Source organism: Agarivorans sp. JK6 (genome assembly GCF_045277145.1).
GTDB classification, from domain to species: domain Bacteria; phylum Pseudomonadota; class Gammaproteobacteria; order Enterobacterales; family Celerinatantimonadaceae; genus Agarivorans; species Agarivorans albus.
In genome coordinates, this window is sequence record NZ_CP113525.1 from 4,513,907 (window position 1) to 4,526,108 (window position 12,202).

At 45.8% G+C, this 12,202-nt stretch carries 14 protein-coding genes; 3 read left to right on the forward strand and 11 right to left on the reverse strand.

Features of this window, described 5'->3' with window-relative positions:
* Nucleotides 1-26: 26 nt before the first annotated feature.
* Entirely contained in the window at nt 27-1,019 is a 993-nt protein-coding gene (gene hemB / locus OV592_RS20770) for a porphobilinogen synthase (RefSeq protein ID WP_406611450.1), read from the reverse strand.
* Nucleotides 1,020-1,341: 322 nt separating this feature from the next.
* Between hemB and OV592_RS20775 the strand changes: the two genes are divergently transcribed.
* Nucleotides 1,342-2,343 carry a substrate-binding domain-containing protein gene (locus OV592_RS20775; protein WP_016400094.1) on the forward strand — a complete coding sequence of 334 codons (1,002 nt, stop codon included), beginning with the start codon at nt 1,342-1,344 and terminating at the stop codon, nt 2,341-2,343.
* A 5-nt stretch (nt 2,344-2,348) separates the two neighbouring features.
* Here the strand turns inward: OV592_RS20775 and OV592_RS20780 are convergent, their stop codons facing one another.
* Together OV592_RS20780 and OV592_RS20785 are read right to left on the reverse strand one after the other, a co-directional pair.
* Nucleotides 2,349-3,626 carry an NAD(P)/FAD-dependent oxidoreductase gene (locus tag OV592_RS20780; protein WP_406609871.1) on the reverse strand — a complete coding sequence of 426 codons (1,278 nt, stop codon included), beginning with the start codon at nt 3,624-3,626 and terminating at the stop codon, nt 2,349-2,351.
* Between the two features lie 35 nt (nt 3,627-3,661).
* Nucleotides 3,662-4,399, reverse strand: coding sequence for a gamma-glutamyl-gamma-aminobutyrate hydrolase family protein (locus tag OV592_RS20785; protein ID WP_406609872.1), 738 nt, complete (start codon nt 4,397-4,399; stop codon nt 3,662-3,664).
* 335 nt (nt 4,400-4,734) lie between these two features.
* Here OV592_RS20785 and OV592_RS20790 point away from each other — a divergent pair, with 335 nt between their 5' ends.
* On the forward strand, nt 4,735-5,727 hold the full coding sequence (locus tag OV592_RS20790; RefSeq protein ID WP_406609873.1) for a DUF2914 domain-containing protein: 993 nt from the start codon (nt 4,735-4,737) through the stop codon (nt 5,725-5,727).
* An 89-nt stretch (nt 5,728-5,816) separates the two neighbouring features.
* Nucleotides 5,817-6,062, forward strand: coding sequence for a DUF6868 family protein (locus tag OV592_RS20795; RefSeq protein ID WP_016400099.1), 246 nt, complete (start codon nt 5,817-5,819; stop codon nt 6,060-6,062).
* Here OV592_RS20795 and OV592_RS20800 read toward each other — a convergent pair.
* The 8 genes from OV592_RS20800 to OV592_RS20835 all read right to left on the reverse strand — a co-directional run bounded on the left by OV592_RS20800 (nt 6,059) and on the right by OV592_RS20835 (nt 12,179).
* A complete protein-coding gene (locus OV592_RS20800; protein ID WP_406609874.1) occupies nt 6,059-6,538 on the reverse strand; it encodes a DUF3299 domain-containing protein in 480 nt (159 codons plus the stop codon). The two genes, OV592_RS20795 and OV592_RS20800, sit on opposite strands and share 4 nt — an antisense overlap.
* Before the next feature lie 12 nt (nt 6,539-6,550).
* Nucleotides 6,551-7,777, reverse strand: coding sequence for an ABC transporter permease (locus tag OV592_RS20805; protein ID WP_406609875.1), 1,227 nt, complete (start codon nt 7,775-7,777; stop codon nt 6,551-6,553).
* Nucleotides 7,764-8,480, reverse strand: coding sequence for an ABC transporter ATP-binding protein (locus OV592_RS20810; RefSeq protein WP_406609876.1), 717 nt, complete (start codon nt 8,478-8,480; stop codon nt 7,764-7,766). The genes OV592_RS20805 and OV592_RS20810 overlap by 14 nt, the downstream gene beginning before the upstream one ends.
* Nucleotide 8,481: 1 nt before the next feature.
* Nucleotides 8,482-9,063, reverse strand: coding sequence for a DUF2796 domain-containing protein (locus OV592_RS20815; RefSeq protein WP_406609877.1), 582 nt, complete (start codon nt 9,061-9,063; stop codon nt 8,482-8,484).
* 147 nt (nt 9,064-9,210) lie between these two features.
* The gene (locus OV592_RS20820; protein ID WP_194164211.1) at nt 9,211-9,450 is read right to left on the reverse strand and encodes a DUF2607 family protein; all 240 of its coding nucleotides are present in this window, start codon (nt 9,448-9,450) and stop codon (nt 9,211-9,213) included.
* Nucleotides 9,451-9,530: 80 nt separating this feature from the next.
* Nucleotides 9,531-10,349: a DUF2797 domain-containing protein gene (locus tag OV592_RS20825; protein ID WP_406609878.1), complete on the reverse strand. Its 819-nt coding sequence runs from the start codon at nt 10,347-10,349 to the stop codon at nt 9,531-9,533.
* Nucleotides 10,350-10,433: 84 nt separating this feature from the next.
* Nucleotides 10,434-11,156, reverse strand: a complete 723-nt coding sequence (locus tag OV592_RS20830) for a substrate-binding periplasmic protein (RefSeq protein WP_406609879.1) — start codon at nt 11,154-11,156, stop codon at nt 10,434-10,436.
* Nucleotides 11,157-11,234: 78 nt separating this feature from the next.
* A complete protein-coding gene (locus tag OV592_RS20835; protein ID WP_152785366.1) occupies nt 11,235-12,179 on the reverse strand; it encodes a chemotaxis protein in 945 nt (314 codons plus the stop codon).
* Nucleotides 12,180-12,202 lie beyond the last annotated feature (23 nt).

The following is a 12,202-nucleotide window of genomic DNA, read 5'->3' on the forward strand; positions in this document are numbered from 1 at the left end:
GGGCTTAGCAACTACCTAGTAAGGTTTTATTTAGTTTCGGCTAACCACTGCGCTACGTCTTTAGCGAAGTAAGTTAAAATGCCATCGGCACCAGCACGTTTAAAGGCAAGTAAAGATTCAAGCACTACCGGGCGCTCGGCTAACCAACCATTCTCAATGGCGGCTTTATGCATCGCATACTCGCCACTTACTTGGTAAGCAAAGGTAGGCACTGCAAAGGCATCTTTAACTTGGCGAACCACATCCAAATAGGGCATACCTGGTTTTACCATTACCATGTCGGCGCCTTCTTCAATATCTAAAGCCACTTCGTGTAGTGCTTCTTGACCATTGGCGGGATCCATTTGGTAAGTCTTTTTATTGCCACCTTTTAGGTTACCAGAACTGCCCACTGCATCGCGGAATGGTCCGTAGTAACTAGAGGCATATTTGGCTGAATAAGCCATGATCATGGTGTTGTGATAACCCGCTTCCTCTAACGCTTCTCGAATAGCGGCAATTCTGCCGTCCATCATATCCGATGGCGCAACAACATCAGCCCCTGCGGCTGCATGAGATAAGGCCTGTTTCACCAGAATCTCGGTGGTTATATCGTTTTGCACATAACCATCGTCATCGATAATGCCGTCTTGGCCATGCGTGGTGAACGGGTCCAATGCCACATCGGTCATCACTCCAAGTTCAGGAAAAGCTTGTTTAAGTGCGCGCACCGCTCGTTGCGCTAGGGCATCATCGGCATAGGCTTGCTCTGCCAACAATGACTTTTGCTCAAGCGGCGTTACCGGGAACAAGGCAATCATCGGCACACCTAAGGCCACTAATTGCTCAGCTTCTTTTAACAGCAGATCAATGCTAAAACGCTTTACACCAGGCATGGACGCAACCGTTTCTGTTTGGTTTTCCCCTTCAATCACAAACATTGGGTAAATCAAATCATCAACACTTAACTGGTTTTCACTGGCTAGGCGACGAGAGAAATCATGACGGCGAATTCGACGCATGCGGGTGGCAGGGAACATTCTTGATACGCTCACTCAGCGCTCCTTAATTATGTTGCTGTTAGCATCTAGCGCTACTTTAAGCGGCTAATGCTTAGCGAGCAAGTGTATGTAACAGTTTTTCTTAACAGTTTCAGAACAGCTCAGGCCATGCCACCACAGCGAAAAAAAGCATAGATAATATGTGATTACACTCGCGTTCAAAGGAAAACGTTTCCACATTTGATTTACATTTGTTAAATTATAGATACTACATCGCCTAGTCACTGGTCGTGACGCCAGCACATCTTATAGCTAGTGTTTTCAACTTAGTCACAAGCAAAACCGTTTTCTTGGAGTATAAATGGCCACAATTAAAGACGTAGCAGCTGCCGCCGGTGTTTCTGTCGCCACCGTATCTCGGGTGGTCAATAATGGCCCCAAAGTAAGTGCCAAAAACCGCGACCTTGTAAAGAAGGTGATGTTAGAGCTAGGCTATCGGCCTAACGCCAATGCCCGCGCTCTAGTTACCCAAACCAACCCTACTTTAGGTTTAGTGTTTAGTGAGCTAACAGACCCATTTTTTGCCACGCTAGCTGGCGGTGTAGAGAAAGTAACCCGCAACAACAATATCCAGTTGTTGATCAGTAATGGTTTAGTCAGTGCAGAGAGTGAAAAGCGCGCCATTGAAACGCTTTTAGAACAGCGTTGTCAGGCCTTGGTTGTGCACTCTAAAGCCTTAAGCAATCAAGCCTTAATTGACTACGCAGAAGCCGTTCCGGCTTTAGTGTTAATTAACCGCTATATCCCAGAAATTGCTCACCGTTGTGTATGGTTAGACAACCAGGCCGGCGGAGAAGCAGCCGCTCGTCACTTGTTATCATTAGGCCACAAAAACATTGCCTGCATAACAAGTAGCTACGACATCGAAGATCCACGCTTGCGTTTAGAAGGTGTTAAGTCGGTATTGAGTGAAGAAGGCATGCCCTTAGCTGAACATGCCATTGCCTCATCTGATCCTAATGAAATTGGCGGCGAGATTGCGGCGCAAAACCTATTAGCGCGCGGCTTAGACTTTACCGCCCTAATTGTTTACAACGATTCCATGGCGTCTGGCGCCATCACCGTACTTTGCGACAACGGCTATCGAGTACCCGAAGATGTATCGGTAATAGGCTTTGATGACGTATTACTGTCTCGCTACTTGCGTCCTAAACTCACCACCATGCGTTACCCTATTGAGATGATGGCGATGGAAGCCGCCGAGATGTCTTTAGCCTTGGCTAGTGGCGAAAGTGTTGCGCCTATTCATAAATACGTGCCTACGCTGGTAAAACGTGATTCGGTAAGCCAACCTAAAGACTAAGCAATCTAAATACCTAATTTGTCTCGCAGGTTGTAATACACCGCACCCAGTGCGGTGAATGGCACCTGCAAATGACGTCCTCCCGGGAAACGATAGTGATTAAGTGAAGCAAATACATCAAAACGCTGCGCTTGGTCACTAAGCACTTCGGCTAACAGCTTACCGGCCAAATGAGTACAGGTTAAACCATGGCCGCTGTACCCCTGCAAGTAATAAATGTTGCTATCGAGCCTGCCAAACTGAGGCATTCTCGAGTATGTAAGCAAGAAGTTTCCGGTCCAAGCGTAATCAATCGCGGTCCCTTTTAGTTGCGGGAACAGGGCCTCGAATTTAGGCCTGATTTGCTTTTCTATAGACGCCAAAGGCTTAGCGCCATAAACCACTCCTCCGCCAAACAATAAACGTTTATCTGCGGTCAACCGGTAGTAATCAAGTAAGTAGTTACAATCTTCCACACAGTAGTTTTTTGGTAATAGCTGCTGACACAGCTCATCACTTAAAGGCTCAGTGGCTATTACTTGGGTGCCGCAGCGTATCGCCTTATCGCTCAGCTTTGGCTCAAGCTCACCCAAGTAGGCATTTCCGGCAAACAATAGATAGTTGGCAGTAACGCTGCCATGTTCGGTAGTGACTTTGGCAGGCTCACCCGCTTGGTAACTGAACACTGCCGATTGCTCATAAATCTCACCACCTAAACCAAGTACCGCTTCGGCTTCACCTAGAGCAAGATTAAGCGGATGAATATGCCCACCTTGCATGTCCAATAAACCACCTTGGTAGGCAGTGGTACCTACTATTTGTTCTAACTCCGTTTTATCTAACAATTGCAATTGGTGATTGCCAAAACGCTCCCAATTGGCTTTTTGCTCCTGTAAGCCTTTAAACTGCTTAGGGTTGTTGGCGGCAAAAACACCACCGGCTTGGTAGTCACACTCAATATTATATTGGGCGATGCGAGAACGGATGATTTCCCCGCCCTCAAAGATCATTTCATTCAAGGCTTGGGCAGTATTTTTGTCATAGCGCTGCTCAATTACGTCCACGTCGCGACTATAACTGTTAACCACTTGTCCGCCATTGCGCCCAGTTGCGCCAAAGCCCACCTTGGCACTCTCTAACACCACCACATGGAAACCTTTCTCGGCGAGGTGCAAGGCCGAAGACAAACCACTAAAACCAGCACCAATAATGCAAACATCACAACGAATATCCTGATTTAACTGAGGAAACTCTCGCTGGTTATTTGTGCTGGCAGCGTAATAAGACGATGTGTGTTGTTGCATGGTGCTCTCCAATGATCTGTTTGCCCTAGTTACTGCTACGCAGCACGGCGTTTTGCCGCTGCCAAAAATTGACTAAAAATGGCTTGCGATACCTTATTTTCGCTGGCTTGCCACTCGGGATGCCATTGCACAGCATAGAAAAATGGGTGTTCAGCAAGCCGAAACGCTTCTACCAAACCATCCTCTGCTTGCGCCTCGACCAACAAAGGATCAGCGAGCCGATTAATGCCTTGATTATGTAAGGAGTTAACCTGAATCGTATCGCTATCTAACCAATCGCCCAGCCAGCTGTCTTTAGCAAGCTGCAAAGAGTGCTGTTCAGCATACTTTTTAGTGAAGTCTTCGGTATCCGGCTCTCGGTGTTCTACACAACCACCAAGTTGATAGACTTTGTGATGCAGGCTGCCACCTAGGGCGACATTCATTTCCTGAAAGCCGCGACAAATTCCCAAAACAGGTAAGCCATGCTGTTTAGAATATTCAACAATAGAGAATGCCAAGCTATCGCGCCCTCGGTCTAAGCGCGGCTCTAAATGCGTAGCGCCATATAACTCCGGGTGCACGTTAGAATGGCTACCGGTAAATAATACTCCATCTAGGCCATCTAATACCCGTTGCAAACTTCTCCCTTTTAGCTGGTGAGTCAGTAATACCGGGGCTGCGTCATAGCTTTCCAAAGCGTTTAAGTAAAACTCATTAACACTTTGCACCTGATATAAACCTTGCGGTTTATGACAAGTAATAACGCCAATGAGAGCTTGTTTATGTTCCATATCCTCTGCAAAACCTCGTCAAAATTTAGCAAATTTAATTAAAGCTAAATTGGCACACAAAAGACTAAATGTAAAATATATTTAACACCCATTATTTGAAGTCGAAGGGTAAAAGCTAGATAATTCCGAATATAAAAGAGATTTTAAGACAATATGCTGAGCTTTCTGCCTAAAGCTAACTAGAAATGAACGCTTTTACTAAACAGTAGACGGAAGGCATAACGCAACCACACAACAACAACGACCAGATTTAAGGTAAATCAATAGCAGCTAAGGCGCATAATCGGTAAAATCGCCCAGCAGTTTTCATTGGAGTATGGGGCAAATCCTCAGTCATGGCAGAACAAGTAAGCATCAAAATACATTTCAACTCATCCGCAGACCAAGCGGCAACTATAGATAAAGTTCCCGCGCCAAAGCCCCCTTTTGACTTACGCAAAGTTTTTGCCGCATTGATAGTGCTTGCCTTAGTTATATTCGCTTTGCTGCATTTAATGTGGCCAGCTAACGCAGAACCTACAGCCGAGTTGAATGCCACCAAAAGCCAACAAATCAGCCAAGTTGAGAACACTGTTGATAAGGAACAATTACCAGCTATAGAAGCTTCAACTGAGCAATCTCACGCCGAACAAATTGAAGAACTTACAGCTGAAAGTTCACCTACAGTGGCTACAGAAGAACCACAGCTGCAGCTCTCAACAACGAAACAGGCTGTTAGTGAGCCGGTAGTCGCAGTAACAAAGAACACCTCAAAAACAAACCAAGCTCAGCCGGAAACCGATACTGCACAAGCTAAGCAGCAAGCTGATCACTTAGCCAGCACCTCTCCCAGCACTTCAGAACAAGCAGAGCTTGCTAGCGAGCAAATAAGCATACCTGCCGCTCAAGCTAAGGTTGTCGTAGAGCCAGCAGCAAGCAAGGTTGAAACAGCAACTAATGAAGAGGCCATTGCGGCCGAAAATGTTGATAAGAAGCTTGCTCACAGATCTAAGCAAACCAATATAGCATCGAGCCAAGTCGCTCGAGCCCAGCTAAGTTCTGCCATTAGCCAACGAGAGCCAGTGGATAACTTAACTCGGGTTGAGCTCAGTCAAATTCAGCAAATCTATTTGTTTATGGAGTTGCGTGAGATGCAAGGTCAAAGCATTCAAGTAAACTGGTATCGCCAGCAACAACTTCAGGCATCGGTTGAATTAGACATCGGTGGCCCACGCTGGCGCACCAATGCCAGCAAACGCTTTGACTTAAACAGTCGCGGTGACTGGCAAGTCGCGATATACAATCAACAGCAAGTACGCATTTTTGAACAAAACTTTACTGTGGAATAAGCCAATAGGCTTGCAGTGACACTAAGCAATGGTAAATTGATTAAGTGGCTTAGTTGCTTTCAAATAATTAAAGATATGCAGGTGACGTTATGGAACTTGAGTTAATTCGCAGCGCGTTAGGCTGGGGAGCCATTATCAATATTGCGGTATTGCTGTATTGGTTTGCTTTTTTAACCCTAGCTCACGACTGGACCTACAAACTGCACTCTAAATGGTTCAACCTTAGCGTAGAGAAGTTCGACCGCTTTCATTACCTAGGCTTGGCACTATATAAAACCGCCATTATTGCGTTTTACGTTGTGCCATATATCGCCCTAGGTATTGTGTTAGATTAATCGGTATACAGCACGATCGACTCAGGTTCGCTGATTGAATAGCCAGCGGTGGCTACCCCTTCAACAGTTTGAACTTGAGTATTGATGGTTCCTTCAACCCAAACAGGTTCCCATAGGTCTTCTAGCTGTAAACCTTTTGAGTGAGTAACATAAACAATTTGGTTTGGCGGTGGTGGTGGATAATGCAAACAAGCACCAAAGTACGGCACCAATAAAAACTCCTTCACCAACTCCCCTTCGGTATCCAGCGGCACTACAAAGCCCGGAATACGGATTGGCTTGCTGTCCAACTCTTTATTTACGCTCACATTGAGATTTTGCTGACCGGCCTGATCCAACGGTATGTTGTGATCAATTTCAGGCATCGGCATGTTGCGTTCATTTTCTGGCAGCAACTCGTTCCAAACGTCTACGCCATTGGCCTGTAGGTTCATGCTAACCAGCAATAAACCCACTACGTAATAAGCTAGTTTCATGTTTTACCCTTACTAAATTTTTATGCTCATGCCATCGCTAAGCGAATATCGATAAGCGCGCCAAGCAGGTAGTACGCCAGCTAAAAAGCCCACCACAACTACGGCCAACAATAAGTAGCATTGCTCTACAGTAGGCCAGTTTAACACTAAATAGAAACCAAACTGATTAAGCAGTATAGGTTTAGCTGCCCCTAAAATTAGATACATGCTGGCTAAGCCAAGCAAAGCGCCTAGCGCACTCAATAACAAGGCTTCAATCAGTAACAAACCAAAGATATGTCGCGGTTTAGCCCCTACCGAGCGCAAAATTGCCATCTCTCTACGTCGTTCTTTTAAGATCACCATCAAGGTGCTTAACATGCTCATTAAGCCAGTGATAACCACACAAATGGATACCGCTAACAGAGCACTTTCGGCAATGCTTAATATGCCCCACAGTTCTTGCAAAGCCACTCCTGGCAATATTGCTAACAGCGCTTCATTTTTGTATTGATTAATCTGCCGCTGCAAATTAAAAATTTGTAAGCGTGATTGTGTGCCCAGCATCATTGCGGTGATGCTTGAAGGCGTTAACTGGGCTTCGGTAAACGGCTGTGTTTGCGGCGGCAGGTGAATCGCTTCGATGCCAGCAAGTGAGGTAATCACCGTTCTATCTACTGGCGTACCAGTAGGTTTTAAAATGCCGCTCACCTCAAAAGGGAACTGGTCATGATTAACAAAACTTACTGCTGCAATTCCGTGTGCCACTACAATTTTGTCACCCAGTTTATAACCCAACTTGCGGGCAACTTCGGCGCCCAATACCACTTCAAAGGTATCGTTTAATTGCTGGCCTTGGGCAAACTCTAAAGGCTGTTTATTGGCGTATTGATAATGTTCAAAAAAGCTATTGGTGGTGCCCATTACCCGATAGCCGCGATGCGAATCCCCCAAAGAAATAGGAATCGACCATTTTACCGACGACTGACCTGCAATTTCTTGGTAACTGTCCCAGCTAATATTATTGGTGGCATTACCAATACGAAATACTGAATAAAGCAGTAATTGAGTAGGGCCACTGCGTGCACCCACAATTAAATCGGTGCCAGAAATGGTTGAGGCAAAACTCGATTTAGCTTGTGTACGTAGATTTTCCACACCTAGCAATAGGGCCACACTAAGGGCGATGGTAAGCAAACTAAGTAATGCGGTACCACGCCTAGCCCACAAACTATGCCAAGCCAATTTAAGCAAGCTCATGTTGACCTCCCAAATTAAGCGCTGGCAAATCAACCACCTGATGGAAACGATTAGCTAGCTCTTGGTCGTGACTCACCAATAACAAGCTGCTATCACAGTGCTCTAACTCAGACATCAACAGGTTCATAAAGTGTTCGCGATTGGTTTTATCCAATGCTGAGGTGGGTTCATCGGCAATAATTAACTCAGGAGAGCCGATCATTGCGCGGGCCGCAGCCACCCGCTGTTGTTGACCAATGCTCAACTGACCCACTGGCTGATTAAGCTGCTTATCAGGCAACTGCAGATGCGATAATAAACGACGCGCTTCATCCAATACCGACGACGAGCGGCTTAAAGCTCGCTGCCGACGTAACTTAGAGAACTGACAAGCCAAAGCGACATTCTCGAGTACCGACAAGTAGGGCAACAGGTTGAACTGCTGAAATACGTAGCCAATATGATCGGCTCGCAGTTGGTCACGTTGCGCTGCTTTTAAGCTGGCACAATCTTGTCCCATGAAACTTAACTTGCCCTGTTGCGGGCTAATCACCCCAGCAATCAAGCTGAGTAGCGTAGATTTACCACAGCCGCTTGGCCCATGAATAAAGGTATGGCTAGCCGCAGCAATAGTTAAATGAGGAATATGAATGGCCGGGAGTGTTTCACCCGGCCACGCAAATACCACTTCTTCTAAGGCTAATAGAGAAGCAGACTGGCTCATATTATAAGTTCACCTTGTTTTGCGCTGGCGTAACATCAAACGCTACTTGGCCACGCTCACTAGCACCTTGTACTTGGATTTTTTCCATACGAGGGAAAAGCTTAAACAACTCTAGGTCGAAACTTTTCAGTTCATCTAAGTGATGACAATGGAAGTGGTAAGTTAAGCGGACATCCTCGTGGCTAGCATGAGCAGCGTGGTCATGATCGTCATGGCCTTTATGCTCGTCGTGCGCAGCGTGGTCATGGTGATCGTGGTCTTTGTGCTCTGAATCCGCTTGGTCTAGGCTTCCCCAATGCTGAGTCACTTCTTCAAGCTCACATTCGCCACCGGCAAAACTAAACAAACTCATGCCTTGAGCTGCTTGTTTTTTTGCGTCATCCAATATCTTGTGCTGTTGCTCGTTGACTGGTGCATGCTCAAAACCAAGAAAATTATCGGCCGGAGAGTGGATTTCAATCTCTAGCTCTTCACCACTGGCGGCAAAAAAGAGCTCGGCAACACCATGTTGGTGAGCAGACTGGGCGCTAGCTGCGCAAGAAAACAGGCCAAAAACGGCCGCATATATAGGCGTTAACTTCATTATAAGTATCCATGATTTTTAAAAAGTAAGTGGCTAAATCAATCAATACCAATCTAACTAAACTGGCTAACAGCAAGGAGCAAGCGTGTTTGCTTAACGCTAACCATACTCAGCTGTATTGCGAGATTCAAACCTTGTTTAGCTAAATTAGCAACTCATGGACGGTGGAGAGCGGGCACTAGCAGCGAGCGCATGCTGGCTGGTGTATAAGTAAACAGTTCTAACAAAAGCTTGGCGACGTTTAAGCAAAACAATCAGCGGTACGCTGCTTACTATCGCCGTTGCCAGTTTTTCTAAATTAAAACAGAGTTGGCAATGTAGCTCGGAGTGCTCTGGATCAAGCCGTTCAACTTGATGTTCAGCCCAAGCCAAGACAAACCAAGACACTGATAAAATCAGTATGCATGTAAGTCTCTTTTGCCAAGTCTGTAAGATCATTCTGTTTCCGATACTGCTGGTAAATTGGCTTATTCAGACAATAGTTTAATTTCGTAAGAGCCAAACTTGCGAATATTTATCACACCATTGTTAAAGATTAAATACTGGCCCTTAATTCCTTGCAGCTGCCCTTCTACCAAGGGATTTTTATCTAAGTTAAAACTGCTTATTTTGCTTGGATATTGAGCAACAGGAAAGTTTAAATCGATCACTTGCTCATCGGGCAATTCACTTATGGCTTCTAAGCCAAAGCGCTCTGCTAAATCGGCCAAGGCCTCACCAATTTGTGGCAACAATCGTTCACGCTCAGCTATCAAATCTAGCTCTATAGCATCGCCTTTCAACATTGCTCGCCAATTGGTTTTGTCTGCCACCAGCTTAGCTAATTCTATTTCTACCAAACCAGAAAGCTGGCGCGTGGCAACTTTAAATATTGGCAGGGCTTGAGTAGCACCTTGGTCAATCCAACGTGTTGGTATTTGGGTATGGCGAGTAATGCCCACCTTTAAGCCAGAGGTGTTTGCCAAGTAAACATAATGAGGAATCATGCAATTTGCTTCTCCCCACTCTGGCTCACGACAGGTGCCTTGGGCATAGTGGCAGGTTTCAGGCTTCATAATGCACATATCGCAACTGGCCAGCTTACGCATACACACAAAACAATGGCCTTGCGAGTAACTTTTCTTGGTGGCTTTACCACAGCTTCGGCAGTTTATTTTACCGGTAAACTCAAAAGCTAAAGATTCACCGATTAGTGGATTAAGATGTAACTCTTGCTCGCCAATAGGCAAATAGTACTGAACTTGTTCGCCCAGTTCTGCTCGCATTTTTGATAGATGTCCCTGCACGGTCCGCCACTCTCTGAAGTCTTATTATGGCTGAGCAGTGTAAAGCAAAGCGGGTAACTGTCCAAGCCCACAGAAGCCATAGCATCAATAGGGATAATTATCGTCGCTGCCCAGCTCTAGCAGCATTAACTGTTTTAACTCGCCACTGCTCACCAGCATAGGTATAGTTTTATCAAAACGTGTTTGTAGATAACGCCCCCGCGGATTGGCGGAAAAGCAAAAAGTAGAGCTGTAATGCAATACGTTTTCCACTAGCACATAATCACCAGCCAATTCTGGCTTTTGCTCTAGCAAATAATTAATGTCTTCTTGGTAATTTAATACTGCATCCACGCGCTTATGGTGCAACAACTTTATCATTTGCTCTAAGCTTGCGTACTCACGGTAATTCACTCCTTCCGGCAAAAGATCTTGCCAATCGTAACCAAGCTGCGAGACCACTTGCTTGCCAATGAGATCTTGCGGAGAGTGATAGTGCCCAGCCAATTCGGGGCTAGTTAACATGTCGCTACGATCTATTTCTATCGGGAAAGTTGAACAGTTGGCACGAGTAAAATCGTCAGCCGCCCCGCCAAACACAATATCTACCTGCTGCTGATCCAGCATGGCAATACTGCGCAAATAGGGCATAAACTGAACGTTGTAGGTGTGATTGGGGAAAACCCGTTGCAACAAACCAAAGTAATAACCGCTTTGATCTTTGTTGGAATAATTTAGCCACTCATCGGTGGCTACTTTAATACTATTGCTGTCAGCCAAAGCAGAGCAATGAAGGCAGAGTAACAAAAAGCAACGAAGGCCATTCATTAGGCTAAACCCTATAAGTGGTTCACCTTTTAAGCATAGTAAAGCCGCACCAAAGGGTGCAGAAAATGTTAGTTTTTACTAAAACATCCCCTCAAGGATTCCGGTCTTTTTTGCCAAACCAACCTTAGTAATGTCGTCAGATACCCGCTCGGCACCACGTAACATAGCGTCGATCAATTCACCCGCATCAAACTTGGTTAAGGCTTCATCAGCCCCCACTTGGCTAGCCCTATCAACACTAATTTCGCTAGATAACGAGGTATGTAAAATAATGTAGGCATTAGCAACACCAGGGTCACTGCGAACTTCAAAAGTGAGTTCGTAACCATCTAGGCCCGGCATTTCAATGTCACTCACCAGCACATCAATTGGCTTACCTTGAGCCGCGGCTTGCTGCATCATTTTAAATGCAGTGGCACCATCGCTGGCCATTTGATAGTCAATTTCTATGCTATCTAGGGCACTGGCTAACTGTTTACGGGCGGTGGCCGAATCGTCCACCAACAAAATTTTAAGCTGCGCAAGAATCGCTTGGTCTGGCAAGCTTACCGAAACACGTACTCGGTCTTCATCATCGGGGAAAACCGTGGCAATTAGCTTTTCAATATCCAATAACTGCACCAGTTTGTCATCAACCCGAGTCACTCCGGTTACATAAGCGTCTTTGCCTAAAGAGCCCGGTGGTGGATCGATATCGCGCCAGCGACATTCGGTTATTTTTTCGATGCCACGCACTAAGAAGCCGACAGTTTGGCGGCTAACATCGGTAATAATGATCGAGCAAGACTCAAGCTCTTCTTCGGCAATAGGTCGGTAACCCACGGCGGCAGCCATGTCGATCACCGAAATTGTTTGGCCACGCAGCGAGGCAGAACCCAGCACATATTGGTGAGAATGCGGTAGGGCAGTAAGTCGGGTATAAGGCACAATTTCACGCACCTTTAAGGTGCCAATTGCAAATAGCTGATTTAGGGACAGCCTAAAGTGCAATAAACCTTGGGTTTGACTAGTGGCGCTACTCATGAAGCATCCTTACTCTATTTAGA

Excerpts from the sequence above, each read along its gene's own strand:
- OV592_RS20775 (WP_016400094.1), top strand. The coding sequence starts at position 1,342 with ATGGCCACAATTAAAGACGTAGCAGCTGCCGCCGGTGTTTCTGTCGCC.
- OV592_RS20790 (WP_406609873.1), top strand. The coding sequence starts at position 4,735 with ATGGCAGAACAAGTAAGCATCAAAATACATTTCAACTCATCCGCAGAC.
- OV592_RS20830 (WP_406609879.1), bottom strand. The coding sequence starts at position 11,156 with ATGAATGGCCTTCGTTGCTTTTTGTTACTCTGCCTTCATTGCTCTGCT.
- OV592_RS20815 (WP_406609877.1), bottom strand. The coding sequence starts at position 9,063 with ATGAAGTTAACGCCTATATATGCGGCCGTTTTTGGCCTGTTTTCTTGC.
- hemB (WP_406611450.1), bottom strand. The coding sequence starts at position 1,019 with ATGTTCCCTGCCACCCGCATGCGTCGAATTCGCCGTCATGATTTCTCT.
- OV592_RS20800 (WP_406609874.1), bottom strand. The coding sequence starts at position 6,538 with ATGAAACTAGCTTATTACGTAGTGGGTTTATTGCTGGTTAGCATGAAC.
- OV592_RS20780 (WP_406609871.1), bottom strand. The coding sequence starts at position 3,626 with ATGCAACAACACACATCGTCTTATTACGCTGCCAGCACAAATAACCAG.
- OV592_RS20795 (WP_016400099.1), top strand. The coding sequence starts at position 5,817 with ATGGAACTTGAGTTAATTCGCAGCGCGTTAGGCTGGGGAGCCATTATC.
- OV592_RS20785 (WP_406609872.1), bottom strand. The coding sequence starts at position 4,399 with ATGGAACATAAACAAGCTCTCATTGGCGTTATTACTTGTCATAAACCG.
- OV592_RS20805 (WP_406609875.1), bottom strand. The coding sequence starts at position 7,777 with ATGAGCTTGCTTAAATTGGCTTGGCATAGTTTGTGGGCTAGGCGTGGT.
- OV592_RS20835 (WP_152785366.1), bottom strand. The coding sequence starts at position 12,179 with ATGAGTAGCGCCACTAGTCAAACCCAAGGTTTATTGCACTTTAGGCTG.
- OV592_RS20810 (WP_406609876.1), bottom strand. The coding sequence starts at position 8,480 with ATGAGCCAGTCTGCTTCTCTATTAGCCTTAGAAGAAGTGGTATTTGCG.